Annotated in this window: 26 protein-coding genes; 8 read left to right on the top strand and 18 right to left on the bottom strand. The window is 61.1% G+C overall.

The window, feature by feature from the left end:
* Positions 1-53 precede the first annotated feature (53 nt).
* Complete coding sequence (locus NMB39_RS15775; RefSeq protein WP_494340470.1) at positions 54-653, top strand: NAD(P)H-dependent oxidoreductase; 600 nt, start codon at positions 54-56, stop codon at positions 651-653.
* Between the two features lies 1 nt (position 654).
* Here NMB39_RS15775 and NMB39_RS15770 read toward each other — a convergent pair whose 3' ends face one another.
* The 3 genes from NMB39_RS15770 to NMB39_RS15760 all read right to left on the bottom strand — a co-directional run bounded on the left by NMB39_RS15770 (position 655) and on the right by NMB39_RS15760 (position 3,050).
* Positions 655-1,044 (bottom strand): hypothetical protein, encoded by a 390-nt coding sequence (locus NMB39_RS15770; RefSeq protein ID WP_046067974.1) that lies wholly within the window; start codon positions 1,042-1,044, stop codon positions 655-657.
* A 25-nt stretch (positions 1,045-1,069) separates the two neighbouring features.
* Positions 1,070-2,326, bottom strand: a complete 1,257-nt coding sequence (locus tag NMB39_RS15765; protein WP_494340471.1) for a 3-phosphoshikimate 1-carboxyvinyltransferase — start codon at positions 2,324-2,326, stop codon at positions 1,070-1,072.
* A gap of 169 nt (positions 2,327-2,495) precedes the next feature.
* A complete protein-coding gene (locus tag NMB39_RS15760) occupies positions 2,496-3,050 on the bottom strand; it encodes a UPF0149 family protein (protein ID WP_494340472.1) in 555 nt (184 codons plus the stop codon).
* A gap of 178 nt (positions 3,051-3,228) precedes the next feature.
* Between NMB39_RS15760 and NMB39_RS15755 the strand changes: the two genes are divergently transcribed.
* Both NMB39_RS15755 and nudC read left to right on the top strand, forming a co-directional pair.
* Positions 3,229-4,041 (top strand): crotonase/enoyl-CoA hydratase family protein, encoded by an 813-nt coding sequence (locus NMB39_RS15755; RefSeq protein WP_494340473.1) that lies wholly within the window; start codon positions 3,229-3,231, stop codon positions 4,039-4,041.
* Between the two features lie 5 nt (positions 4,042-4,046).
* Positions 4,047-4,880, top strand: a complete 834-nt coding sequence (gene nudC, locus NMB39_RS15750) for an NAD(+) diphosphatase (RefSeq protein ID WP_046067978.1) — start codon at positions 4,047-4,049, stop codon at positions 4,878-4,880.
* On the opposite strand, the gene NMB39_RS15745 is transcribed toward nudC, so the two are convergent.
* The 5 genes from NMB39_RS15745 to NMB39_RS15725 all read right to left on the bottom strand — a co-directional run bounded on the left by NMB39_RS15745 (position 4,848) and on the right by NMB39_RS15725 (position 9,529).
* A complete protein-coding gene (locus NMB39_RS15745; RefSeq protein ID WP_056845863.1) occupies positions 4,848-5,627 on the bottom strand; it encodes a TSUP family transporter in 780 nt (259 codons plus the stop codon). The genes nudC and NMB39_RS15745 overlap by 33 nt on opposite strands.
* A 120-nt stretch (positions 5,628-5,747) precedes the next feature.
* Entirely contained in the window at positions 5,748-6,464 is a 717-nt protein-coding gene (pcsA, locus tag NMB39_RS15740) for a phosphatidylcholine synthase (protein ID WP_057022431.1), read from the bottom strand.
* A gap of 148 nt (positions 6,465-6,612) precedes the next feature.
* Positions 6,613-7,533 carry a class I SAM-dependent methyltransferase gene (locus NMB39_RS15735; protein WP_494340474.1) on the bottom strand — a complete coding sequence of 307 codons (921 nt, stop codon included), beginning with the start codon at positions 7,531-7,533 and terminating at the stop codon, positions 6,613-6,615.
* A 236-nt stretch (positions 7,534-7,769) separates the two neighbouring features.
* Positions 7,770-8,261 (bottom strand): DUF1289 domain-containing protein, encoded by a 492-nt coding sequence (locus NMB39_RS15730; RefSeq protein ID WP_057022687.1) that lies wholly within the window; start codon positions 8,259-8,261, stop codon positions 7,770-7,772.
* Positions 8,262-8,278: 17 nt separating this feature from the next.
* On the bottom strand, positions 8,279-9,529 hold the full coding sequence (locus NMB39_RS15725; protein WP_494340475.1) for a ribonucleotide-diphosphate reductase subunit beta: 1,251 nt from the start codon (positions 9,527-9,529) through the stop codon (positions 8,279-8,281).
* A 379-nt stretch (positions 9,530-9,908) separates the two neighbouring features.
* On the opposite strand from NMB39_RS15725, the gene NMB39_RS15720 reads away from it, so the two are divergent.
* The gene (locus NMB39_RS15720; RefSeq protein WP_003173733.1) at positions 9,909-10,124 is read left to right on the top strand and encodes a TOBE domain-containing protein; all 216 of its coding nucleotides are present in this window, start codon (positions 9,909-9,911) and stop codon (positions 10,122-10,124) included.
* Positions 10,125-10,171: 47 nt separating this feature from the next.
* Here the strand turns inward: NMB39_RS15720 and NMB39_RS15715 are convergent, their stop codons facing one another.
* The 5 genes from NMB39_RS15715 to NMB39_RS15695 all read right to left on the bottom strand — a co-directional run bounded on the left by NMB39_RS15715 (position 10,172) and on the right by NMB39_RS15695 (position 16,685).
* On the bottom strand, positions 10,172-13,894 hold the full coding sequence (locus NMB39_RS15715) for a dermonecrotic toxin domain-containing protein (RefSeq protein WP_494340476.1): 3,723 nt from the start codon (positions 13,892-13,894) through the stop codon (positions 10,172-10,174).
* An 87-nt stretch (positions 13,895-13,981) separates the two neighbouring features.
* On the bottom strand, positions 13,982-15,127 hold the full coding sequence (locus NMB39_RS15710; protein WP_494340477.1) for a MalY/PatB family protein: 1,146 nt from the start codon (positions 15,125-15,127) through the stop codon (positions 13,982-13,984).
* Positions 15,128-15,185: 58 nt separating this feature from the next.
* Entirely contained in the window at positions 15,186-15,779 is a 594-nt protein-coding gene (locus NMB39_RS15705) for an FMN-dependent NADH-azoreductase (protein ID WP_494340478.1), read from the bottom strand.
* Complete coding sequence (locus tag NMB39_RS15700) at positions 15,776-16,216, bottom strand: GNAT family N-acetyltransferase (protein WP_494340479.1); 441 nt, start codon at positions 16,214-16,216, stop codon at positions 15,776-15,778. The genes NMB39_RS15705 and NMB39_RS15700 overlap by 4 nt, the downstream gene beginning before the upstream one ends.
* Positions 16,209-16,685, bottom strand: a complete 477-nt coding sequence (locus NMB39_RS15695) for a carboxymuconolactone decarboxylase family protein (protein ID WP_056845868.1) — start codon at positions 16,683-16,685, stop codon at positions 16,209-16,211. Before NMB39_RS15695 ends, NMB39_RS15700 begins: the two co-directional genes overlap by 8 nt.
* A 131-nt stretch (positions 16,686-16,816) precedes the next feature.
* On the opposite strand from NMB39_RS15695, the gene pdxR reads away from it, so the two are divergent.
* A complete protein-coding gene (gene pdxR / locus NMB39_RS15690; protein ID WP_494340480.1) occupies positions 16,817-18,238 on the top strand; it encodes a MocR-like pyridoxine biosynthesis transcription factor PdxR in 1,422 nt (473 codons plus the stop codon).
* On the opposite strand, the gene NMB39_RS15685 is transcribed toward pdxR, so the two are convergent.
* The 5 genes from NMB39_RS15685 to NMB39_RS15665 all read right to left on the bottom strand — a co-directional run bounded on the left by NMB39_RS15685 (position 18,189) and on the right by NMB39_RS15665 (position 23,021).
* On the bottom strand, positions 18,189-19,499 hold the full coding sequence (locus NMB39_RS15685; RefSeq protein ID WP_494340481.1) for an MFS transporter: 1,311 nt from the start codon (positions 19,497-19,499) through the stop codon (positions 18,189-18,191). The two genes, pdxR and NMB39_RS15685, sit on opposite strands and share 50 nt — an antisense overlap.
* A gap of 185 nt (positions 19,500-19,684) precedes the next feature.
* Entirely contained in the window at positions 19,685-20,317 is a 633-nt protein-coding gene (locus NMB39_RS15680; RefSeq protein ID WP_494340482.1) for an N-carbamoylsarcosine amidohydrolase, read from the bottom strand.
* Positions 20,318-20,327: 10 nt separating this feature from the next.
* Positions 20,328-21,080, bottom strand: coding sequence for a maleate cis-trans isomerase family protein (locus NMB39_RS15675; RefSeq protein WP_043049871.1), 753 nt, complete (start codon positions 21,078-21,080; stop codon positions 20,328-20,330).
* Positions 21,081-21,090: 10 nt separating this feature from the next.
* Entirely contained in the window at positions 21,091-21,891 is an 801-nt protein-coding gene (locus NMB39_RS15670; protein ID WP_198721495.1) for an alpha/beta fold hydrolase, read from the bottom strand.
* Positions 21,888-23,021, bottom strand: a complete 1,134-nt coding sequence (locus tag NMB39_RS15665; protein ID WP_057022420.1) for an FAD-dependent monooxygenase — start codon at positions 23,019-23,021, stop codon at positions 21,888-21,890. The genes NMB39_RS15670 and NMB39_RS15665 overlap by 4 nt, the downstream gene beginning before the upstream one ends.
* A 306-nt stretch (positions 23,022-23,327) precedes the next feature.
* On the opposite strand from NMB39_RS15665, the gene NMB39_RS15660 reads away from it, so the two are divergent.
* From NMB39_RS15660 to NMB39_RS15650, 3 genes are all read left to right on the top strand, one after another.
* Positions 23,328-24,380, top strand: coding sequence for a 2,5-dihydroxypyridine 5,6-dioxygenase (locus tag NMB39_RS15660; RefSeq protein ID WP_043049868.1), 1,053 nt, complete (start codon positions 23,328-23,330; stop codon positions 24,378-24,380).
* A 708-nt stretch (positions 24,381-25,088) separates the two neighbouring features.
* The gene (locus NMB39_RS15655) at positions 25,089-25,523 is read left to right on the top strand and encodes a MarR family winged helix-turn-helix transcriptional regulator (RefSeq protein ID WP_046067991.1); all 435 of its coding nucleotides are present in this window, start codon (positions 25,089-25,091) and stop codon (positions 25,521-25,523) included.
* 141 nt (positions 25,524-25,664) lie between these two features.
* The gene (locus tag NMB39_RS15650) at positions 25,665-26,150 is read left to right on the top strand and encodes a (2Fe-2S)-binding protein (RefSeq protein WP_057022416.1); all 486 of its coding nucleotides are present in this window, start codon (positions 25,665-25,667) and stop codon (positions 26,148-26,150) included.
* Position 26,151 lies beyond the last annotated feature (1 nt).

Below are 26,151 nucleotides of genomic sequence, written 5' to 3'. Positions count from 1 at the left end.
CTTAATCAACGTAACTTACTAAAAGTAGATTAAGCCAAAAGGGAGTCAAAGTCATGCACGCACTGATTGTTGTTGCCCATCACGACCCGCAATCCCTCACCCACAGCGTGGCCGCCCAGGTCGGTGCCGGTTTGACCGCCGCCGGCCACACCTTTGAAATCGCCGACCTTGCCGCAGAAGGCTTCGACCCTCGCTACACCGCCGCTGATCACCAGGTGCACCGTAATCACGCAACGCCGCCAGCCGACGTGTTGGCCGAACAGGCCCGCATCGAGCGCGCCGACGCCCTGGTGCTGGCGTTCCCGATCTACTGGTGGTCAATGCCGGCCTTGCTCAAGGGCTGGGTGGACCGCGTGTTTGTCAATGGCTGGGCGATCGACTATGGCCCTGACACAGCGGTGGAGAAAAAATTGCGGCACTTGCAGGTGCACCTGCTGGCCCTCGGTGGCGCGGATGAAAGCGCTTTTGATCGACACGGTTATGCCAAGGCCATGCGCACCCAGATCGACTACGGCATCTTTGATTACTGCGGGGCGCAGGTGCTGACATCCGAGCTGCTGCTGGATTCGGAAAGCGGTGCTGCCCAAGCGCATCTGCACAGGGCCAGGGCGGTAGGGCGGGGGGTGTTTCAGCGCGAGACGGTAGCCGGATGATTCAAACGTCGCGAAACAGGTCGTGGGCATCCAGCAAACGGTAGGCAATCTCCGGCCGTTTCTCCAGGCCGCGGCGGATCGATGCCGGGATCGCTTGCCGGGTCTTGCGGCACATGCCCGGCAGTTCGTCGATGACGATCTGGATCCCGCGCATGCTCTTGACCTCGGTGTGCCCCGGCGCGATATGCACGCGGATGCCGAGTTGCTCGTACATCCGCCGTTGCATATGTTCCAGGTCTTGCAGGCTCTTGAGGTTTTCAAGGCGCTCGAGCAGGATTTTTTCCTGCTGTCGCGTCAATTGGAGGATGCGCAGGTCAGCGCCGGCAGCCTCCAGCAGTTGTTCACGGTTGCAGACACAGGCGCCAGGTGGGCAGGGTTGGCGAAGGGTCATAGGCGCTTCCGGCGAGTCGCAAGGGTCAGTAGCTTAACTGAACCCCAAGGCTACCCAAGGCTTTCCAATACTCAGGGTAGGTCTTGGCCACGCAGTCCGGGTCCTGGATGCGAATGCCCGAGATTTTCAGACCGGCCAGGGCAAAGCACATGGCGATGCGATGGTCGGCGTGGGTATCGATCAGCGCCGTGCACGTGGTGCCGGCCAGGGCAGGGTCGCTCGCGACCAGCAGATCATCACCCTCGATGGTCGCCAGGCCTGGGCGGATCTCATTGAGGCCATCGTGCAGCGCCTGTACGCGGTCACATTCCTTGACGCGCAGGTTGGCCAGTTCAGTGAAACGCACCGGGGTGTTGTTGAATGCGGCGAGGACGGCCAGGGTCGGGATGGCGTCCTGCATTTGTGAGCCCACTACCGTGGCCTGCATATTCGGGAACAGGGCGATCACGGCCTGGGCCTTGGCGTCCGGCTGGGTGAAGTCCTGTGCCGCGACACCGATATCGATACGTCCACCGGTCAACACTTCGGCGGCCCACAGGTAGGTCGCGGCGGACGCGTCGGGTTCGATCAGGTAGTCATGGGCGGTGTAGCCGGTCGGGGCCACGCGCCAGGTGGTGTCGTCCACGGTTTCGACCTGGGCGCCGAATGCGCGCATGCAATCGAGGGTCAGGTCCACGTAGCCACGGGCGCCAATGTCCTTGCCGGTCAGCGCCACTTCAATCGGCGCCTTACCACAGGCTGCGAGCATCAGCAGGGCTGATACGTACTGGCTGGACAGGCCGCCATCGATTTCAAAGCGCTTTGCTTGCACCTTGCCTACGCCGTGCACGGTCACCGGTGGGCAGCCGGTGGGGCTGTCGACCTGGATACCGTTCTGGCCTAGGGTAGCCAGCAACGGGCCGATCGGGCGTTTTTGCATGTACTCGTCGCCGTCCAGTACCACGGTGCCTTGCACGGTGGCCACGGCCGCAGTGAGAAAGCGCATGGCGGTGCCGGCGTTGCCGAGGAACAACGGCTGGGCCGGCAATTGCAGCGAACCTTGGCTGGTGACGACGAAGGTGGTGTCGTCCGGTTCATCGATGCTTACGCCCATCTGGCGCAGGGCGACCGACATGTGGCGGGTATCGTCGCTTTTCAGCGCACCGCTCAAGCGGCTGGTGCCCTTGGCCAATGCCGCCAGCAACAGGGCGCGGTTGGTAATGGACTTGGAGCCGGGGGGCGCAACCTTGCCATTGAGGGGAAAGTCGGGCGGTGTAACGGTCACGGTTTTCTGCGAACTCAAGGGACAAGGCTCCTGGTCAAGGCGAGATGGCATGGAGTGGCCGACGTGCGGACCCGAATAATCAGGCAAACACGCCATGTTTGTCGAGTGAGCTGGTGATCGGCATGACTTTTTAGTGGTCCCCTCCCACAGGTCTGCGGCTAGCGTTTGTAGACGAAATAAGCCCGCCTCAGCGCTGGCTCAGCCAGTAGTCATGTAGCGTCCGCGCAGCCGGCTCGATAGCGCTGACCTGCTGTTGATGGGCGTCTACATTCAGGTCCACCGGCAATTCGAAATTGTCCTGCTCAGCGCACCAGGAGATTTTCTCCAATTGCCCGGCTTGTTCGACGGGCAATTCAGGCCAGTTACCGATCGTCACGCCTCGCACGTAGCCAAAGCACCATTCCTCGGCAAGGGTCACCGCCTGGCCCTGATGCTCGGTTTCATCGAAACGCGCCTTGAACGCCTGGGAATCGCTGGCCAACTGGGCGGCCAGGGTATTCATATGGCGCACGCACAGTTCAAGAAAACCCTGGGCCTCGTCCATGCTTTCCCATTCCGGGTTCTGCCCACCCCAGATGGCTGGGAACCATTGAGCCACGTCAACCTGGGCCGGGCCGGACACCAGGGCGGTGAAGTAGCCATCGAGTTCGGCCAGGTTCAGCACCGAATGGTCATCGCCGTACTTGAGCAGGGTTTCGTCGATCAGGTCTAAATCAGCGGATGTGAGGGGCTGGGCGTGCATGGCATATCCTTCGAGCGTCGAACGCCGCGGGTCAGGCGGCTTAAAGCGCGCAGGATGGCGTGTACGCGGCATTTTATCCAGCGTCTTTTGCGCGGCCGGTCCCGCTTTTGGCCGATGCGCCGTGGCACACCCTTGATATAGTCTGGGCTTTCTCAATCGCCAGTCAGGGATCACTGCCATGTCCGAATACCAAGCCTTCGTTGTCGAACTCAGCGGCAACGTTGCCCATGTGCAGATCAATCGCCCGGAAAAGATCAACGCCATGAACGCGGCGTTCTGGAGCGAAATCATCGAGATCTTCCAATGGGTCGAAGATACCGATGCCGTGCGCGTCGTGGTGCTCAGCGGCAATGGCAAGCACTTTTCCTCGGGTATCGACCTGATGCTGCTGGCCTCGGTGGCCAATGAGTTTGGCAAGGACGTGGGACGCAACGCACGCCTGCTGCGGCGCAAGATCCTCGAGCTGCAAGCTTCGTTCAATGCGGTCGACAACTGCCGCAAGCCGGTGCTGGCGGCGATCCAGGGTTATTGCATCGGCGGCGCCATCGACCTGATCAGCGCCTGCGACATGCGTTACGCCGCCGAGGACGCGCAATTCTCGATCAAGGAAATCGACATCGGCATGGCCGCCGACGTCGGCACTTTGCAACGCCTGCCACGCATCATCGGCGACGGCATGCTGCGTGAGCTGGCCTATACCGGTCGCCAGTTCGGCGCCGAGCAAGCGCGCAGCATCGGCCTGGTCAACCGGGTGTTTGCCGATCAGCAAAGCCTGTTGGCCGGGGTCATGCAGATCGCCGAGGAAATCGCCGCCAAATCGCCGATTGCCGTGACCGGCACCAAGGCGATGATCAGCTACATGCGCGACCACACCATCAATGACGGCCTGGAATACGTTGCCACCTGGAACTCGGCTATGTTGCAATCCAACGACCTGCGCGTGGCCATCGCGGCCCATATGAGCAAGCAGAAACCCGAATTCGTGGATTGACTGACATGACCCCAGGCTGGATTACCACAACGCTGCTGGACAACGACACCCCGGGCGGCTGGGCTGTTGCCCGCAGCCGCGAGGGCTTTTTGCACGACACCAATGGCCCGCTGTTCCCGCGTGAATGGCTTAAGCGCCAGGACCTGTCGGTGTTTGCCGAGCACGGCATTGGCCACCTCGACGGCGAGCCGGTGTACCTGCTGGAGCTCAATGCGCCGGCAGAGGTTCCCGGGTGCAGTTGGCAAGGCCTGCGCGGCTTCATGCTGCAAGGCGATCACACCCTGTACAAGGTGCTGGGCTACGCCGCACAGATCGGCACCTGGGCGCGAGAGCATCGGTTCTGCGGGAGTTGCGGCCAGGCCATGGTCCAGGTGCCGCGGGAACGGGCGATGTACTGCCAGGCCTGTGACCTGCGCAGCTACCCACGGATTTCGCCGAGCATGATCGTGCTGGTGACCCGTGGCGATGAGATTCTGCTGGCACGCTCGCCACGCTTTGTGACCGGGGTCTACAGCACCTTGGCCGGCTTTGCCGAACCGGGTGAGTCCGCCGAAGACTGCCTGATCCGCGAAGTGCGCGAAGAGGTGCAGGTGGAGGTCAAGAACATCGAGTACATGGGCAGCCAGTGCTGGCCGTTTCCCCATTCAATGATGCTGGGCTTTCATGCCGAGTACGCCGGTGGCGATATCGTGCCCCAGGTCGACGAGATCGAAGACGCGCAGTGGTTCAATATCCATGAGCTGCCACCGTTGCCGGCGTCACGTTCGATTGCCCGCTACTTGATCGACCTCTACGTGGCCCGCCGCCTAGGCCACGCTGAACCAGTGCTGCCAGGCTAGGCGCACCGTCAGGCCGAGGACCACGGTGATAAACACCGGGCGAATGAATTTGGCGCCGCCGCTGATCGCGCTGCGGGCGCCAAAGAATGCGCCACCCATCACCGACACACCCATCGCCAGGCCGACAATCCAATCCACCGAGCCATTGATGATAAACACCGTCAGCGCCGCCGCGTTGCTGACGAAGTTCATGCTGCGCGCCACGCCGCTGGCCTTTACCAGGTCGATGGGGTGCAAGAGCATGGTGCTGACGGTCCAGAACGCCCCGGTGCCGGGGCCGGCCACGCCGTCGTAGAAGCCCAGGCCAAAACCCTGGGTGGCTTGCCACTTCTTCTTGATCGGCGCATCCACGTCCAGTGGCGCCTTTGGCGTGCCGCCGAACAACAGGTACACGCCGCAGGCGAAGACAATCACCGGCAGCATCTTGTTCAACGCCTCGGCGGGCAGGTAGTGGGCGACCACTGCGCCAGTCAACGCGCCGACCAAGGTGCCGACGATGGCGTGCACCCATTGGCGCGGGTGGAACAGCTTGCGGCGGTAGAAGGTGAAACTGGCGGTAGCCGAGCCGAAGGTGGAGCTGAGTTTGTTGGTGCCCAGTACCAGATGAGGCGGCATGCCGGCGGTGAGCAGCGCGGGGGTGGTCAGCAAGCCGCCACCGCCGGCAATGGCGTCGATGAAACCGGCGATAAAGGCGACGACGGCCAGGATGGCCAGGGTGGTGAGGTCAACACTGAGTTCGAAGGGCATGGGCAGGGCTTATTGTTGGGGGGCGCTATGCGAAAGGCTGCCATCTTACCTGCCGAATGCACGCATAACCAAATGTGGGAGGGGGCAGGCCCCTCCCACATTTTTACCGTGTCCGCTTGGTTATTTGTGGGTTCCGATCCACTCCAGCGCCGTGCGCCAGATGCAAATCCCCAGGAAGTACGCCGACATCAGCGACCATAAGCCAAACGTCCAGGGATTGGTGTTGGGGTAGTCCACCACCATCAGGAAGCTGCACAACAGCCAGATCGTGGTCACCGCGATATTGATCGGCATGAAGCGCTTGACCCGGAACGGGTGCAAAAACTTCATCGGTGTCACGGTCAGCAATGCCAGGCCGATCACGGTCAGCAAGGTGACCCAGGCGTCAGGCTGAATGATGTACACGCACAGGGCGACCACGTTCCAGGCAGCGGGGAAGCCGACGAAGTAGTTGTCCTTGCTTTTCATGTTCACGTTGCAGAAGCAGAACAGCGACGACACCAGAATCACCGACACGGTGAACAGGTGGGTGAACTCCGGCAGGTCGATATAACGGTAGATAAACAGCGCGGGGATAAATACGTAGGTGAGGTAATCGATCACCAGGTCCAGCACCGAGCCGTCAAAGCTGGGCAGCACCGTGCTGACGTTGACCCGTCGCGCGAGGGAGCCATCGACGCCATCCACCACCAGTGCCAGACCCAGCCACAGCAGGCATGCCTTGGGGGAGTTTTCCAGCAGCGCCAGGGTGGCCAGGAAGGCCAATACCACACCGGTGGCGGTAAAGCCGTGGGCGCCCCAGGCTTTGAGTCTGGCTACATGCAGGGTCGATATCACGGGCGGTTCTCCAAAAGGTCAAACGGGGCAGCCGACAACGTAACGCCGTCGAGTCTGGCCAGGAATGCAGGTATCGACCGGGAAGGGGGGGATAAGGTTCACCACCCCGGCGTATCCGTTAGGGTAGCAAGGGTAGGACATTTCGGCATCAACCCTGACGGAATACCAGTGCCTTCAAGCCACTCTGCGGGTCAATGTCGGGGAATTCCGGTGGGTTTTCCAGGCGCTGCACAAAGCGCAGGCCCGGTGCTTCGCGGGTTACGCCGTCGATCAGGAAGTCTTCGCCGAACGCCGGATCGTTCATGCACGCCAGCACTGTACCTTGTGCCGTGAGCAGATCCGGCAAGCGCCGTAGCACACGCTGGTAGTCCTTGGTCAGCAGGAAGCTGCCTTTCTGGAACGACGGTGGGTCGATGATTACCAAGTCATAGGGGCCGCTGTGGGTGACCTTTGCCCACGACTTGAACAGGTCGTGGCCCAGGAAGGTGACTTTGCCCAAGTCATGCCCATTCAGGCGATGGTTGTCGCGACCCCGGCTGAGCGCGCCACGGGCCATGTCCAGGTTCACCACATGGTCAGCGCCGCCCTCGATGGCAGCCACCGAGAAGCCACAGGTATAGGCGAACAAGTTGAGCACGCGTTGGCCCTTGGCCTGTTCACGTACCCAGTTGCGCCCGTAGCGCATGTCGAGGAACAGCCCGCTGTTCTGTTTTCTACCCAGGTCGATCAAATAGCGCAGGCCGCCTTCGGTGATGGTCAGCTCGTCAATGGCATCGCCCACCAGCCACTCGGTGGTGCTTTGCGGCAGGTAACGGTGTTGCAGGGCCACGGTATGCACACCAAAGCCGGCCCAGTCGATCTGTAGCAGCATCTGCTTCAAGGCTTCCAAATGCTCGGTTTCCTTGAACACGGCGACCAGCACCGTGCCTTGCAGCCAGTCCACCGTCAGTTGCTCCAGACCCGGCCAGCAACGGCCACGGCCATGGAACAGGCGCCGGGTTTCCACCGGCGCGTCGGCCAGGGCGGCGATCAGGTGGGCGTGCAGGGTAGCGAGTACTTCTGGGTTCATCGTTTAGCGTCAGTCAGCGGGCGGGCGGCATTTTAAACACAATCGCGGGCTTTGCGGGGGCGTGAGCACAACGTGTCTTTTTTGGTCTGGGTCAGGATCGCCGTGGGCTTGGTGATTGACGTAGATCCAATGTGGGAGGGGGCTTGCTCCCGATAGCGGTGGATCAGTCAGTTTATTTGTTACTGACACACCGCTATCGGGAGCAAGCCCCCTCCCACATTGGTCCCTGGTGTTAGTTAGAGCGTGGCAATCAGGGTCGGGCCGCCGAATGCGTCTTTCAGGAAGACCGGGGCGATATAGCGCTCGTAATGCGCCTCGGACAGCAGGAAAAACTCCCGGTCTATCGCATCCCGCAGCTCCGCCAGGTGGCGCTCGCGAAACTCCGGCAACAATGCCAATCCATAGGCATCCAGCTTGGAAATCACCCGCGCACCCCGGGCAATCAGCTGGTACGCCCAGCAATACGGCGACTGGTGCGGCATAAAGCGAATCTTGCGCGCTTCCAACTGTTGGCGCAGGCGCTGCGGGTCGAAGACTTCCAGCTTGCTGGCCATTACCTGCACCAGCAATTGTTCGAGGCGCAGCCACACCGCCTGTTTTTCCTCGGCGTTGTAGCCATTCCACTGGATCACTTCGTGGTGATAACGCTTGCAGCCCCGACAGACCAAGTCACCGTAGACGGTGGAGCACAGCCCGACGCAAGGGGTCTTGATGGTTTGATTGGGCATAAATGTGATCTGTTGAATCAATCCCAGCTCAACGCGCCGCCAGTTTGATACTCGATCACGCGGGTTTCGAAGAAGTTTTTCTCTTTCTTCAAATCCATGATCTCGCTCATCCAAGGGAACGGATTAGTCGTGCCTGGGTACTCTTCCTTCAAGCCGATCTGCGACAGGCGACGGTTGGCGATGAACTTCAAATAGTCTTCCATCATCGCAGCATTCATGCCCAACACACCGCGCGGCATGGTGTCGCGAGCGTATTCAATCTCCAACTGAGTCCCTTGCAGGATCATCTGGGTCGCTTCTTCCTTCATCTCGGCATCCCACAAGTGCGGGTTTTCGATCTTGATCTGGTTGATCACATCGATACCGAAGTTCAGGTGCATCGACTCGTCGCGCAGGATGTACTGGAACTGCTCGGCCACGCCGGTCATTTTGTTGCGGCGGCCCATGGACAGGATCTGGGTGAAGCCGCAGTAGAAGAAGATGCCTTCCAGCACGCAGTAGTAGGCGACCAGGTTGCGCAGCAGTTCCTTGTCGGTGTCGACGGTGCCGGTTTCGAACTTCGGATCGGAGATCGAGCGGGTGTACTTCAGGCCCCAGGCGGCTTTTTTAGCGACCGATGGAATCTCGTGGTACATGTTGAAGATCTCGCCTTCATCCATGGCCAACGATTCGATGCAGTACTGGTAGGCGTGGGTGTGGATCGCTTCTTCGAAGGCTTGGCGCAGGATGTACTGGCGGCATTCCGGGTTGGTGATCAGGCGGTACACGGCCAGCACCAGGTTGTTGGCGACCAACGAGTCGGCGGTGGAGAAGAAGCCGAGGTTACGCATGACGATGCGGCGTTCGTCGTCGGTCAGGCCTTCGGGGTTTTTCCACAGGGCGATGTCGGCGGTCATGTTGACCTCTTGCGGCATCCAGTGGTTGGCGCAGCCGTCGAGGTATTTCTGCCAGGCCCAGTCGTACTTGAAAGGCACCAGTTGGTTGAGGTCGGCGCGGCAGTTGATCATGCGCTTTTCGTCGACGGCGACGCGGGCGGAGGCGCCTTCGAGTTCGGCGAGGCCTTCGGCGACGTCGAGTTTGTCCAGGGCAGCCTTGGCGCGCACGATGGCGGCCGAATCACTGGCAGTGACGGCGCGGGCTTCGATGGCGGCGGCGGCGCCGGCACCGTCGAGGCGGTCCATGTTGGCTTCGCTCGCATGGCCGGCGTTGGCGCCCTTGATCACCGCTGCATCGGTGTCTTCGTTGTCGACTTCATCCCAACTCAGCATTGAAATACTCCTTCCTGATCTGTTCCGACGGTGTGTAAAACCGTGCAAAAAAATGTGCGGTTTGCAGGCTACTAGGCATTGAAATACTGCGCGTAGTGTGGTCGGTAAATACCGATACTGCACACTATGTAGTGGTCTGTTCTGTTTGTGGGCACACTATATGGGGTGTAACAAGGTTGGTCAACGCACAAGATGTGCGTTGATAGGTCGCTGTTCACTACCGGATCGGCGATCACCAGCATGCGGGGCTGGCATGTCATATATATCTATAAGGAATAGATAAATAGTTATTTATTCCTTTTAATATTCCTGCGTGCAGCGCATTTTGAGGGCCTGCGCATTCGTGCGGATTGACCCAACAGCCAAAAGGAAAGCCGACATGACCATCAAAGCGATCAACGTGCGCAACCAGTTCAAGGGCGTGATCAAGGAGATCCTGCTGGGGGAAGTGGTGTCGGAAATCGACGTGCAGACCGCGTCCGGGATTGTGACGTCCGTCATTACCACGCGCTCTGTGCGTGACTTGGAATTGAAAGTAGGCAGTGAAGTGATCGCTTTTGTGAAGTCCACCGAAGTGTCCATCGCCAAGTTGTAGGCGTTGCCGTAGGCGGACAGCGCAGGTAGGGGGCGTAGCGCTGCTCGTCAATCAACCCGATCGAAAATCTCCCTGACTTGATCCACGGGAAATACGCCCTTGCCGCTGCCTTCGATCAGCTCAAACGTGCCATCGGCATTGATGGTGATGCCCAGGGAACTGGCAAGTGTCACTGAGACGCCCGCTCGCGCTTGGAGCAAGTCTCTGAGCGGTTGCCCGCCCTGGAACGATTGCCCGATAGTGGTGGCCATGCCTTGCAGGGAGTCTGAACTGATGCCTCCCACCAGGATAACGCGCCCGCCATTGTTCAAGGATGCTTGCAATTGGTCCAGCAGTGCCTGGGTATTACCCCGCAGGCCCAGTTCCAGGTTGCTGCCGGTGACGTGCATCAGCGTGCGGGTCTGGTAGCGAGTACCGTCCCAGTCGGTGAGCACGGCAATGGCCGAGCAGTCGGTGAGGCTGCGGGTGGAAAGCGCCTCGTTGCCGGTGTTCAAAGTCGTCGATTCACCCATGGGGACATGCACGGTATTGGTCGGCCTGCGCGGGAAGCGGGCGATCACTGGCGTGACGGTATCCACCTGCGAGCCGTAGGGCTGCTTGGGCTGGTTGATGAGCTTGTCCAGCCAGTCCGGGTCCAAGGGGCTCATATTGCGCTTGATACCTTCTCGGATTTTCCAGCCGGCCTTGTCCCATTTGGCCATGGTTGCCTTCAATTGAGCTATGTAGTCGGAGGCCGGGCAGGCGATATCAGCCCATGGATCGACAACCCAGGCGTTGGCCCAGGCGGGTTCTGAAAAGTCCACGGTGGGCTTCACAGGACCTGTCGGGCCTCCGACGACGGTGAAAGCGTGCGCATTGCCTGCATGCCATTCGGCGGCCCTGGCGCCACTCTTGTGGAGAATTTCCCTGGCCAGGATCGCCATTTCGCCGCAATTGCCTGCGCCGGTCTTCATGATCAGGTCGCCTGCATGGCGGGCCTTGAGATCAGTGGTGCGCCGCAACCAGCCCAAGGTAATGGTTGCCGCATCAGCCCTGGCCACATCGGTGGCTGAGCGTACCTGGTTGCCAGGCCCCAATCCGGTGGCCTTGAGGGCCTGATTGACGGTGTCCTTGGCGTGCTCGGCATAGAACTGGTTTTGACGTTTCGCCGGCCATTGCGCAAAGCCAGGGGGTGTTTGCAGGGGGGCGACACGGCGGGGGCGTAACGCTACATCCGGTTTCAGGATGGCGTTGGCCTGCTGCAATTGGTAAGCCACTTCCCGTTGCTGTTCAGGGCTCATGCCCTTGCATTGCTGTTTAAGCTCATTGATGTCAGCTTCGCGAAAACCTGAGCGCTTCAGCTGCTTGTAAACCTTCTTGAGAGGGGGCAGGGCGATGAAGTCCGCATCCACGAGTTGCACAGGGTGGTGAGCGCTCATGAACTGGCGGTAACCCTGGGCGAGGCCCGTTTCCATAGGCCCGCACTTTTTGAAGGTGATATCGCCGGTTTGGGCGCTTCCCAGCGGTGCGTAATAGAACTCGGCGGTGTCAGCTTCCACCACCAGGTATCGCTGGCTGCCACTGGTGACCGCCACACCCATGACCTGGCGTTGGTCATCGCTGGCCTTGCTGATACTGTTGAGCTTGACCACCCGCGTGTCTTCAGCGAGAGCGCGCGCGCCGTGGCCTGCGTAAAAACCGAACCCCGGGTCGGCGATGACCTGGCCCTGTACCCGTGACCTGTAGGTGATGCGCTCGCCATTGGCGACCGGCACCAACTTGGCGCCGGTCTCGCCTTCAACCCATTCGTGCAGGCGTTTTTCATAGACCACCGTGCGTGCACGCTTGAACAGCCCGGCCCTGGACGGAAACAACCGCACGTGTTCGAGGGCTTGCAGGGCACGTTCGGCGTCGGGCAGGTCTGCAATGACTTTGGCGAAGCATTCATCATTGGCGCCGCGGCGCACCCGCCCACCCAGCCCAGGCACTGGGCAAAACGCTTCGAAGCCTTCCAGCGGGGCGGTGTGTGCAGTTGACTCCAGGTCGGTAAGCTCGCCTGGCCTGCTGTAAAGGTAACGATAGACCCGGTTGCGGTCCACCAGGTCGTAGCCGTTGGCCCGCGGCAGGGTATAAGCAGTGGCGCTCAACGGATGTTCGATGACCAGCGCCTGTTGGCCGTCGGCGAACAGCTCCGGGCGCACCGCTATCGTGCTGGGCTGTTCAAGGGGCGGCTCCCTGGTTGTGCCGCCGGCTGCCGAGAACAAGGTGTTGAGCGCGCCATCCAATGCCGTCATGGCGCCGTGTCTACGCTCCGCCCGGGTGTCGCCGCTGAGGGCTTTTTCAGTGCCCAATAGGGTCTCGGTAAAGCCGGTCACGACGGCGGCGCCCACGGCAATCGGTTCGCCAATCACGGCGAATTTGGCGGCCAGCCCCGCTGCCACGGTCAGGTCGTTGAGCCAGGTGTCGCGGGTGACCTCGCTGTTGGACTTGATCATGATGTCTGCATCGCTGGTCATACGCTGTTGCGTGGCGTCTTTGATCACGCTGAATACATCGCCCTGGATACGTACGTTGGCGCTGTCGATGACGGTGCCTTCAAGACTGTCCCAGTAGCCGCTGCCCAGGTAACTCAGGGCGGTGTCGACGCCTTTGTTCGATTGATGATCGCCGGTGATGAAGGCTTTGATATCGCTCCAGAACCCGACGCCGTTGTCTTGCCGATCCCTGAGAGGGAAGTGTGCTTGCAGCGCCTTGCGCTTATCGGCGTCGCGGCCCTGTGCGGCTACCCATTGGTCCATGGCGGTCAGGGAGTCAAAGCGCAGGAATGCCGGTTGATGGCCGGGGATATAGAGGATTTGCACACCGTCACGGCGGTCACCCAATTGCCGGGCAGGGCCGTCATCGACGGCGGTAAAGCGCAGGATGTCGTTGGCGGGCAACCCGTTGATATCGAACAGGTGGGTCAATACCACGCCTTTGACCGGCGCCTGCGCACGCAGTTGGTCGACGCTCAGGGCTTGGTTTTCATCCAGCGGCAAGTTGGCGACCGCGCCCATGACCAGACGGTAGTCTGCCCGGGTGAAGCGCTGCTCGGCCGGCATCTGCTCGCGTTCGGCGGGCGAGGCTCGCTCGTAGCCCTTGAGCTGCTGGCGGGCCTGGTAGACGAACTCACCTTTGAGGCAGGTGCGGTAATCATCGCCATGGTCACGCCAGAAATGCTCGAGTTTTCCCGTCATGTGCGCCTGGAAGTCGCTTTTCCAGCTCTCATGCATCAGTTGGGAGGGCGCCAGGGCAAACTGGTTATGGGCGCCATAGCCGCCTTTTGTGCTTTGCCCACGGCCCGTCTTATACAAACCGGCTTGCTGGTCAAGCACGCCCGGTAGCGAGTCGTGTTCGTTAAAGTTGCCGAGCAGCGCGTCCGGCAGCGCCTGGGAAATCGTCGGTTCCTCCCCCAAGTGCTCCCAGCCGGTGGCAGTGTTGGCACTTTGTGCTTGCTGGAAGCGATTCAGGAAGACTTTGTCGGCATCTACGTTGAGGCCGGTCAACTTGAGCAGCATTTCTTCAGCCCATTTTTTTGCCTCGTCGCGCACGCTGGGCAGCGCATTATGCGTGGCCTGCAACAGTTGCTTGTAGTCGGCTTTCTGACGGGCTATCGAGGGAAGGCGGCTATCGGTCACCCGGGGCTGCGCCGGCTCGAAAATCGAGTAGGACGGCATCGCCGCGGGTTTTTCGCCGGTGATGGGTTTGAAATCCCAGACCGGCGAGGGCTGGGTGTGGGGCGGCAGGATCATGGGCGGACGGCTCCGGGGTCTTCAACAGCACAATGGGCGGCTGCTCCACATGTGTGTTGAAACGCCCCGGTGGGGTTCCGGCCAGCGTCAGCGCTTTTGTAAGCTGATTTCCATGCGCCGCACACCTTCCTCGAGCATCGCCCGCGGGCAGCCGAAATTCAGGCGCACGAATTGCTGGCTGTTATCGCCAAACTCGATTCCCGCACTCAAGCCGACCTTGGCCTGTTCCAGGAAAAACTGCTGCGGGTCGTCCAGGCCCAGGGCACTGCAATCGAGCCACGCCAGGAAGGTGCCTTGGGGCGCGTGCATCACCACGCCGGGCAGGCGGGTCTTTACCGCATCGAGCAGGTAGTCGCGGTTGGCCTGCAGGTACTGCACCAGTGCAGCGAGCCAGTCGCCGCATTGGCTGTAGGCGGCGCGGGTGGCTTCCAGGCCCAGCGGGCTGACGCTGTCGACCATGCCGCAGCGCGCCTGGTTGAAGCGCTCGCGCACCTCGGCGTTCTGCACCACGGCAAAGCAAGTCTTCAAGCCGGCGACGTTATACGCCTTGCTCGCCGACATCAGGGTGATGGTGCGCTGGGCGATCTCGGGGCTGAGGCTGGCGGTGGGAATGTGGCGGCGGCCGTCGAAGCACAGTTCGGCGTGGATTTCGTCACTGATGATCAGTGCGCCGTGTTCCAGGCATGCGTTGGCCACCGCCAGCAGTTCTTCGCGGGGGAAGACCTTGCCGATAGGGTTGTGCGGGTTGCTCAGCAGCAGTGCGCCGGCACCGCTCAATGCCTCGCGCATGGCGGGCATTGGCGTGATGTATTCGCCGTCGATCAGTCCAAATGGCACTTCGATGCGCGGCAGGCCCCAATGGCCGGGGGCCAGGCGAATCGGCCGATAGTTGGGGGTTTGCAACACCACCGCCTGGCCGGGTTGGACAAAGGCATGCAGGGCCATGTTGAAACCAGGTTCGACGCCGGGCAGGAACAGCAGCTCTTCAGGTTGCACGCGCCAGGCATACTTGGCCCACAGGTCGGCGACGATAGCGTCGCGCACGTCGTCGCCGGCCATGCTGTAGCCGAGGATCTGCTGGTCGAGTCGTGCATGAAGGGCTTGCAATACGGCGGGCGGCGCGGCGATGTCCATGTCGGCGATCCACATCGGCAGAACGTCTTGCGGGTAACGGCTCCACTTGGTACTGCCGGTGCCGAGGCGCGAGTGGAGGGTGTCGAAATCAAAGCTCATGGAAGGCTCATGTCAGGGCTGAGGCGAAAGAATGGCGCTGATTCTAGCGCCATTCATCTTATAGGCCAGCGTTGATTGCCGCGGACAACTGCCGGTGTGCCTGCTCCAGGGCACGGTTGACGGCTGCTTCGCCGCGGACCATGGCGCCCAGGTAGACGAACTCCACGGAGTGAATGCCCACGGTGGCCAGGATAGCGGTCAGGTAGGGCGTAAGAAAGTCAGGCTCATGCCCCTTGCGCGCATTGCCGGAACTCACCAGCACGAAGGTGCGCCGATCCCCCAGCAGGCCGACTTTGGCGAACTGTTCATTGAGCGTAAAGCTGCGGTGTATACGCACCACGTGGTCGATCCATGCCTTCAGCGCCGCCGGTACGGTGAAATTATGCACTGGGGTACAGAGGATCAACAGCTCGCAGGCTTGCAGTTCGACGATCAACTGTTCGGACAGCGCCATCGCATCGGCATTCAGGCCGCCTGGTGTCGTCAGTGCAGTGGCGTACTCACGGGTCAGCGCTGGCAATGCCTGGCTACCGTAGTCGCGTTCGCTGACCTGGGCGTTGGGCACCAGGTCAGTGAGCAGGGCGCGGGCCAGCTTGAACGTCTGCGCGGCTTTGCCATGGGGGCTGAAACTGAGTAACAGGGCGCGGGTCATTGGCTGAGGTCCTGGGAAAAGTGCATGCCTAGCGGCAGCAACCCCTGGCGGAAATAGAAACGCTGGGCCAGGGCCATATGCATGCCGGTGTCCAGCACCAGGTAACGATAGCCCAAGGCGCGGGCTGCCTGGCGTACCTGCTCAAGCAGCTGTTCACCCAGGCGCCTGCGTTGCAGGGGGGCGTCCACGACCAGGTCATCGACATAGATAAAGCGGCCGTAGAGGGTATTTTCCGTGAGGCGGTAACCGGCCAGGCCAATCACCCGTCCGTGCTCGCGGGCGGCCAGCAAGCGGTAGCCGTTTTCCCGTTGGCGTTGGACCTGCCCGGCGAAGGCGCTGGCGTCGGTCAGGTGCGGACGTAATTGTCGCATGATGTCGAAACTGACCATGCAGTCGGCCACGGTTTCCATCAGCTGGAACTCGACGTGCTCATTCATGGTTGAGGTTCTCCAGGTGCGCCTTGATCGCTGCCGGTACCTTGCGAAAGCTGATGGCGACGCGGTTCAGCGCGTTCATCAAGGAAATTGCCAGGGTCAGGTCGGCGACTTCCTTGTCACTGAATACAGCCGCGACGGCGGCGTAGTCGGCATCCGGGACCTGGCTTTGCGCGACCTGCGTGACTACCTCGGCCCAGGCCAGCGCCGCGCTTTCACGGCGTGTGAACAGCACTGGCGCTTCGTGCCAGGTGGCCAGCAACATGATCTTTTCCAGGCTCACGCCCTGTTTGAGCAGATCGCGGGAATGGGAGTCCAGGCAATAGGCGCAGCCATTGAGCTGCGAGACCCGCAGGTATACGAGGTCGATCAGTTCTTTCTCCAGGCCGCAGCGGTGGATATAGCTGTGCACGGAGCCCAGCGCTTTGTAGCCATCGGGGGCGGCCAGGGCGTAATCGAGACGGTGTTTCATGGTGCGATCCTTGTAGGTGTGGGGGATGCGCCATTTTCGCGGCGGCAGTTGCCCGTCGACAGGGGCATGATTGGACAAGTGGGTTGGGACATGATCAGACTCCCATCCGTCTTGCCAACGAGCTGAATACGATGCCGTCACTGCCCAAATACCAGGAAATCTATCGGCGCTTTCGCCTGGCTATCGACCAGGGCCAACTGCGCCCTGGCGAGCGTGTCCCTTCGGTTCGCGCACTGGCCCAGGAACTCAAGGTGGCGCGGGGTACCGTTGAGGCGGCGTATCAGTTGCTGGTCAGCGAAGGTTTTTTCCAGGCCCGTGGGCAGGCCGGTACGGTGATTGCCGCAACGCTGGCTCCGGTCAAGTTAAAGCCATTGCCCAGGCAGCCAGCGCTGGTCAGCGGGCCGCGCCCACTGCAAATGGGCTTGCCAGCGCTGGATGCCTTCCCGCGTAAATTGTGGGCACGCCTGGTCACCCGGCAAGTGCGGCGCATCGATGCCGACAGCCTGGCGATGGGCGACGAACAGGGCGCCCAGGCATTGCGGGTGGCGATTGCCAGCTACCTGGCGTTGTACCGCGGCGTGGAATGCACGCCCAGCCAAGTGTTTGTGTGTGCCGGCTACGCCGGGTGCCTGACACTGCTGTGCGATGCATTGGACATGGCGGGACAGGCTTGCTGGTTCGAAGACCCGGGCTACCTGCATGCACGTCAATTGTTGCGCCATCAGGGGGTGGCGCTGGTGCCGGTGCCTGTGGATCACGATGGGCTGGATGTGCAGCAGGGCATCCAGCGCGGCGAGCAGGCGCGGCTGGCGATCGTCACACCGGCGCACCAGAGCCCGTTGGGGGTGGCACTGAGTCCGACGCGGCGACGGGCCTTGCTGGGGTGGGCGCGGGCGCAGGGCAGTTGGGTGGTCGAAGATGATTATGACAGCGAGTTTCGCTATCAGGGCCAGCCGTTGGCTGCACTTAAGAGCCAGGACGCCGATGACCGGGTGATCTATGCCGGCAGCTTCAGCAAGATGCTGTTTCCGGGTTTGCGCCTGGGTTACCTGGTGGTGCCGGCGGCATTGATCGACACATTTCAGCACAGTGCCAAGGTGTTGCAGCAGCGCAGTGCACAGCTACTGCAACTGACGGCGGCGGACTTTCTGGAGCAGGGGCACTTCACTCGGCATTTGAAGAAGATGCGCGGCTTGTATGCGCAGCGCAGGGCCATGCTGGTGCAAGCGCTGCAGGCGCATTGTGCAGCGTTTCTGCAGGTGGATGAGCAGGCCGGCGGGATCAATTTGCTTGCGCGATTGCGCGTGCAGGTGCCGGATGTGCAGGTTGCAGAGGCCGCCAACATGGCCGGCCTGGGCGTTCAACCCTTGTCCGGCTGGACCCTCGAAGCCGGGGGCGGGCAGGGATTGCTGATGGGGTTCACCAATGTGGCAACGCCAGGGCAGGCCACGGACCTGGCCCTGAAGCTGTTGGAGATCTTGCAGGCATGTGCGGCTCAAGCGCTCAACGGTTCACCAGTTTCGCTGGCAGCGCAATCACCAGCAAACTGCTGAGCATCAGGCAGCCGGCAAAAAACCACAGCGCGCCCGCACTGCTGCCGGTTAGGTCGATCACCACGCCCATCAGCGAGTTGCTCACCAGGCCCGCGATATTGGCAACCGAACAGGCCAGGGCAAACCCGGTGGCCGCGGCAGTGCCTTTGAGAAAGGTCGCCGGCAGGCTGAAAAACACCGGCACGGCACCGATGATGGCGGCTGAGGCAATCGCGAACAACGCCACGGTGGCAGCTACGTTATGGGTGAAGAAAGTGCTGGTGGCCATCGCCGCTGCGCCGATGAAAAACGGCACGATGATGTGCCAGCGGCGTTCGCGGTGCTTGTCGGAACTGGCGCCGATCAGCAGCATGCCGAGCAGTGCGGCCACGCTGGGCAGCGCGGTGAGCATGCCGATATGGAAGGTGTCGGTGACCCCGGCATTGCGGATGAAGGTGGGCATCCAGAAGCCCATGGCATAGGCACTGAGCAGGATCGAGAAGTCGATACCGCCGAGCATCCACACCTTGAGGTTGAAGAAACCGTCACGGAAGCTGTGCTTGCTGCCGGCGCCATCGGCGTCGTCTTTGCGCAGCTCGTTTTCCAGCAGGGCCTTTTCCTCATCCGACAGCCATTTGGCTTGCTGGTAGCTGTTGGGCAGCGCCCAGAACGTCAGCACCCCAAGCAACACGCTGGGTACCGCTTCGATCAGGAACAGCCATTGCCACCCGCGCAGCCCGGCCATCTGGTCGAAGTGGCCCATGATCCAGCCAGACAGCGGGCCGCCGATCACGCTGGACAGCGGCAGGCCGATCATGAACAGCGCGATGATGCGCCCACGCCGGTGAGTGGGGAACCAGGTGGTCAGGTAATACAGCACCCCCGGCAGGAAACCGGCTTCGGCGGCACCGAGCAAAAAACGCAGGATGTAGAACTGGGTGGTGGAGGTGACCAGCATGGTGCAGGCCGAGAGCAAGCCCCAGGTGATCATGATGCGCGCGATCCAGATCTTCGCGCCGACCCGCTCCAGCACCAGGTTGCTGGGCACTTCAAAGATGATGTAGCCGACGAAAAACAAGCCGGCGCCAAGGCCGAAGGCGGTTTCGCTGAAGTGCAACTGGTCGAGCATCTGCAGCTTGGCGAAGCCGATGTTGATGCGGTCCAGGTAGGCAGCCAGATAACAGAAACACAGGAACGGGATCAGCTTCCAGGTGATCTTGTGGTAGAGCGTGGTGACGGGGTCGGCGACTGTAGTCGCGGGCACAGCATTCGCAATGGGCATGGGGTGTCTCCTGGCGGTGACTTATGGTTTTTATACAGCCGCTTTTGTTCCAGCACTTCGGCGTGCTGTTAAAGCGACGTCCAAAGGCAGTGTCAGAAGACTGAAAGCTGCGCCGAGGTTATCAACCTCGGCGGCTCACAGTTTTGTGCAGGACCGCGCTCTATGGCGCGGTTCCGGGTGAAACCTTATTGCTCCTTGAATTGGCGCATCGCGTCTTGCTTGCTCACCACATCACCGTACTTGCTGTCGATATCGAACAGGTTGGCTTCGTGGGGCGCCGGATGGCGGTCGCCGACGCATTCACGCACGACAATGGTGCGAAACCCGTGCTGCACCGCGTCCACCGCCGTTGCGCGGATGCAGCCGCTGGTGGAGCAGCCGGCCAGCACCACGGTATCGATACCTTTGGCGTGCAGCATCGGGGCCAGGCTGCTGCCGAAAAATGCGCTGGCGTACTGTTTGCTGATCACCACTTCAGCAGGCTGGGGCAATACCTCGGTGCAGAACGCCGCCAGTGGGTTGCCTTCGATCATGTCTTTCATCACCGGGGCCTTTTTTACCCAAATACCGCCGTCGGCGAAATGGCCGGGATGGTAGCGGATATTAGTGTGCACCACCGCAATCCCGTATCGGCGTGCACAGGCCAGCAGTTCGACGCTTTCAGCCACGGCGCTGACCACGCCGGGCGCGAACAGTGGCGCGCCTTCGCGGGTGTAGCCCTGCATGAAGTCGATCATCAGTAGCGCGGCTTTGTTGCCGAAGCCGATGCGGTTGCCCCACACGCCCTGATAGTTGGCGTCGGCGGATTGTTCACTCATCTCAATTTCCTCAGTAGGCGCCGGAAAGCAGGGCACCGGCCCCAGGAACGATGGGTTCCAGGTCCAGGGCCTTGAGCATGGCGTAGGTGGTGGCGATGGCGGCGGTGAGCACAGGTTTGCCGGTTTGCGCCTCGACCTTGGCCACCACCGGCAACGACTGCATTTGCACGCAGGCCGACAGCACGATCACGTCGACGCCTTCCAGGTTCATGCCGGCAACGATGGCCGGCAGGTTGGCCGGGTCGTGGCGGGCCACTTCGAGGTTGTCCGGGATCTCCAGGGCGCGCCAGTCGACGACTTCAAAACCTTCTGCGCGGATGTAGTTCACCACCAGCTCCGTCAGCGGTTTCATATAGGGCGCAACAATCGCGATACGCTTGGCGCCCATCACCTTCAAGCCTTCAATCAAGGCGCCTGCGCTGGTGATCACCGGGGCATTGGCGTCGTTGTCAGCCGTAGCCTGGCGCAGGCGCTGTTCGGAGTTGCGGTGGTAGCCCAGACCCATGGCCATGATCGCCACCAGGCAGGCGTACCCCAGCACGTCGACCTTGGCGTCTGACAATTCGATGGCGCAACGGTCGGACTCGCCATCCATCGCCGCCAGTTCTTCCTTGCGCACTTGCTTCATGCGCATGCGGCTGGAGTGGAAGGTAAAACGTTCAGGACGGATCGCCTGGCGCGCGTTGAGCATGGCTGGGATCTCGGTTTCCATGGTGGTGTTGGAACTGGGCACGATCTGGCCGATGCGGTAGGGCTTGAGCATGGGGGTGTCCTTATTGTTGGGTGAGGAAGTCGCCAAGGGCATCGAAAAAGCCCTCAAGGTCGTCCCACGGGATCATGTGCCCGGCATTCGGCACGCGCGCGACCTGGATACTCGGTTGCAGGGCCTGGATTTCGGCGATGTCTTCATCGAGGATCACCCCGCCGCGCCCGGCCACCATCAGCAGCGCAGGGACCTTGACGTGGGGCAGGTGCTGGTGGAAGTCCACCATGTGGAAGTCATTGAAGGCACGCACGATGGCCGGTTCGTAGCAGGTGTGCAGCCACTCGGCGCGCAGTTGCAGCTGTTCATCGGTCCAAGTGGCGCAGAAGGCGCGCATCGCCTGGGCATCCATGCCAATCAGTGACTGGCGGATCGAGTCGACATACCAGGGCAGTTTGCTCGGGTATTCCCGCCTGCCAGGACCGGACACCGGCGGGTCGATCAACACCATGCGGTTGACGCCTTGCGGGTGCTTGATCGCACTGTGCACGGCAAAGCGCGCACCCATGGAATGGCCGACCAGGTGGTAGCTGTCCAGGCCCAGTGCGTCGGCAAATGCGCCAATGTCCTCGGCGCAGGTGTCGGCGCTGTAATCCAGTTCCGGCCCGGTGGACGACAGCCCGCGCCCGCGTACATCCAGCACATAGGTATCGAACTGCTCACCCAGGCGCTCGGCGACGAAACCCCAGGTAATCGCCGGGCTGGTGATACCCGGGATCAGGATCAGCGCCGGGCCTGTGCCGCCGTAGCGCAGATAGTGCTGGCGAATGCCATTGGCCTGCACGTTGCCGCCATGGAGAAAGGTACTCATGCGGCCACCCCCGACTTCAGCTCCTGGGCATATAGGTCGTAGCCGTACACCCAGGCCGGGTCTTCCTGGGTGCGTAGCCAGGTGTTGGCATTGGACACCGCTTGTACCCGGGACGCACGTTCCTTGCGGTTGGCTTCATACAGTTCGAAGGCGCTGCGGTAGTCGCTGATCCCGGTTTCCTGCAGGCAGCGGGTGAGCATGGCGGCATCTTCGATGGCCATGCCGGCGCCCTGGGCCATGTGTGGCTTCATCGGGTGGCAGGCGTCGCCGAGCAAGACCAGGCGACCGCGACTCCACAGCGGCAGCGGGTTGCGGTTGCGCAGCGGCCACTTGGTCACGCTGTCGGTGGATTCGATCAACGCCTGCACGGTGGGGTGGTAGCCCTTGAAGGCTTCGAACATTTCCTCGCGGCTGCTGTCGACGAAGGCGCCCTGGAAGTCCCATTCGGCATGGGGTACGCCGGTCACGTAGTAGTACTCGTCGCGCTTGCCTGTGGTGTAGTAGACCATCATGTGGCGATCCTCGGTCCACCACTTGATGCAGTCTTCGAACTTGAGGTCGTACTTGGCCAGTTGTTCGCCTCGGATCAATGCGCGGTGCGCCACCCAGCCGCTGTACAAAGGTTTTTCCACCCCCAGCAGTTCTTCGCGAATCTTCGAATTGATGCCGTCGGCGCCGATTACGATGTCGGCATAGGTCACCGTGCCGTCGGCGAAGGTCAGGCGCACCTGGGTATCGGTTTCTTCGAGGGTTTCCAGGCGCTTGTTGAAGTGCAGGGTGCCGGGCTGCAGCGTGGACATCTGCAACGCATGCAGGTCGCCACGGTGCACGGTGATGTAGGAGGCGCCATAGCCGGTGAGCGGGATACGCGAGAGGTAATCACCACTTTCGCCGCAGCGGCTGAACCAGTGCTCAGGGTGCGACCCCATCAGGTCCAGCTGCTTCTCGATGCCCATGCGGCGGAAGATTTTCATGATGTTGGGACCCATGTGGATCCCCGCGCCCAAGCGGGAAAACTCCGGCGCCTGTTCGTAGACATCTACGCTGAAGCCGGCTTGCTGCAACAAGGTGGCCGCAGCGGCACCGCCCAGGCCGGCGCCGACTATGGCGATTTTTTGTGTGCTTCCCATGGGGCGTGATCCTCTCTTTTTTGAATTCAGGCGGCGTCTGTCCGCAAGGTTTTTAAAGTGTATACGCTCATTTTTTAAAATGGGAAGCCTGTGTGAGGAAATTTATTTTTTGGTATTTATAGGCTGGTGTAACCAGATGTGGCTAATAAATATTGAATATGTGTGGATTGGTAACGTTTTTATCTGGCACTTGCAGTCCGTCTGCAAATCAGGTCTCATCATTCTTAAATGGTGTATACGCTATAAAAATGCACTAAGTTGAAGCGCGCTGCCCGAACAGGGTGCAGCCCCTCAGGAGACAGGAAAATGCCGGTAAGCGACTGTGAACTGACCCAGATGTTTGAACACGTGTTGAAGCTGTCCAAGGTCGACCCGACCCAGAGCGTCGCGGTGCTCAAGAGCCATTACTCCGACCCGCGTACTGTGCGTGCCGCCATGGATGCGGCGCAGCGCCTGGGGGCCAAGGTGTATGCGGTGGAATTGCCGTCGTTCAACCATCCGCGGGCGATGGGCAACGACATGACTGCCTACTGCGGCGACACCGCGCTCACTGGCAATATTGCCGCCCAGCGTGCCCTGGAGGCGGCGGACTTGATCGTCGACACCATGATGCTGCTGCACTCGCCGGAGCAGGAGCAGATCCTCAAGACCGGCACGCGCATCCTGCTTGCCGTCGAGCCGCCGGAAGTGCTGGCACGCATGCTGCCGAGCGAAGAGGACAAGGTGCGTGTACTGGCCGCCGAACAGCTGCTGAAGAAGGCGCGCTCGATCCACGTCAAGTCCCGCGCCGGCAGCGACTTCCGCGCTGCTTTGGGCCAATACCCGTCGGTGACCGAGTACGGCTTCGCCGATGAACCGGGGCGCTGGGACCACTGGCCCAGCGGCTTCCTGTTCTCCTGGCCCAATGAAGAAACCGCCGAGGGCGTGCTGGTGCTGGACATCGGCGACATCCTGTTGCCGTTCAAGACCTACACCCGTGAAAAGATCACCCTGGAAATCGAAAAGGGCTTTATTACGCGGATTCACGGTGGGTTCGAGGCGCAGTACCTGAGCGACTACATGAAGTACTTCGACGACCCCGAGGTGTACGGCATCTCCCATATTGGCTGGGGCCTGCAACCGCGGGCGCAATGGACGGCCATGGGCTTGCACGACAAGAACGACGGCATGTGCATGGATGCGCGGGCGTTCTATGGCAACTTCCTGTTCTCCACCGGGCCGAATACCGAGGTGGGCGGCACGCGCAAGACGCCGTGCCATATGGATATCCCGCTGCGCAACTGTGATGTGTATCTGGACGATGAGGCGGTGGTGCTGGGTGGCGATGTGGTCGCGCCAGCGCGATCGCTGGCACGCTGAGTATCCGTGTGGGAGGGGGCTTGCCCCCGATGAGGGCGTGCCAGTGAACGCATCAATACCTGACCCACCGCCATCGGGAGCAAGCCCCCTCCCACAGTTTTTGCGGTGTGTCAGTTAACGTGGGTATCTCTTGGCTCATCCAAGCAAACACCGGGGTTCAAAGGTAATAACTCGAGCCAAATGTGGGAGGGGGCTTGCTCCCGATGAGGACGTGTCAGTGAATGCATCAATACCTGACCCACCGCCATCGGGAGCAAGCCCCCTCCCACAGTTTTTGCGGTGTGTCAGTTAACGTGGGTATCTCTTGGCTCATCCAAGCAAACACCGGGGTTCAAAGGTAATAACTCGAGCCAAATGTGGGAGGGGGCTTGCCCCCGATGAGGGCGTGTCAGTGAATGCATCAATACCTGACCCACCGCCATCGGGAGCAAGCCCCCTCCCACAGTTTTTGCGGTGTGTCAGTTAACGCGGGTATCTCTTGGCTCATCCAAGCAAACACCGGGGTTCAAAGGTAATAACTCGAGCCAAATGTGGGAGGGGGCTTGCTCCCGATGAGGACGTGTCAGTGAATGCATCAACACCTGACCCACCGCCATCGGGAGCAAGCCCCCTCCCACAGGCTCGGTGTGTTTCTTCAAGGGCATCTTGAGTCCGCCCGCCAACCCCGCCATCATGCCTTTCCAATACCCACCACCCACCGAGCCCGCCGTGCCTGATTCCTACGTTTTTTCTGAACAAGTCGGCCACCTGCTGCGCAAGGCCTACCAGCGCCACTTGGCGATATTCCAGCAGAATGTCGGCGACTCCCAGCTCACCGCCGTGCAGTTCGTGACCCTGTGTGCGTTGCGCGATCAGGGTGCAAGCTCCCTCACTGAACTGGTCAAGGCCACCGCCGTGGACCAGGCGACTATCCGCGGTATCGTCGAACGTCTCAAGGCCAAGGCGCTGATTACCCTGGAACCGGACCCTGCAGACAAGCGCAAGGTAATAGTCGACTTGTCTGCCTCAGGCGCCGAACTGGTCGCGCAAACCGCACCGCGTGCGGCCCAGATCAGCGAATTGACCATGAGCAATCTCAACCCAGCCGAGCGTGTGGCGGTCCTGTTTCTGCTGCGCAAGATGATTGACGATCCCCAGGAATAACCTGCGCTGGCATCGTTTTTGCTCTGTGTTGATGTAGTAGCCACTTCACCAGTCGAGTGTGTCGCGAGGCCCCAGGTCCGCGACGTTTTTTTTGACTGTTTGATGTAGTGGGCACTTCACCAACCGGCACAGGCGAAGCGAATGACCAGCCAACCCATCACGGTAACGCTTGAGGTCAACGGCCAGACAAGCGAAGTCAGCGCCATGGCGGATACACCGCTGTTACTGGTACTGCGCAACGACCTGCAACTCAATGGTCCCAAGTACGGCTGTGGCCTGGGGGAGTGCGGTGCCTGCACCGTGATCATTGATGGCGTGGCCGCTCGTTCCTGCGTGTTCCCGCTGTCGGGTGCATCAGGGCGCAGGATCGTCACCCTTGAAGGCTTGGGTACGCGCCAGGCGCCGCACCCGGTGCAGCAGGCGTTCATCGACGAGCAGGCCGCGCAATGCGGCTACTGCCTCAACGGCATGATCATGACCGCCAAGGCCCTGCTCGACCGCAACCCCAAGCCCAGTGAAACCCAGGTACGCAACGAGCTGTCGGGCAACCTTTGCCGCTGCGGCACTCATATCGAGATCCTGCGCGCGGTATTGCGTGCGGCACGCCTTATGAACGTGGATGGATGAT

This window comes from Pseudomonas sp. FBCC-B545 (assembly GCF_059134095.1).
Note: the sequence above shows the minus strand (reverse complement) of the source record. Positions and strands in the feature narration are given on the sequence as shown.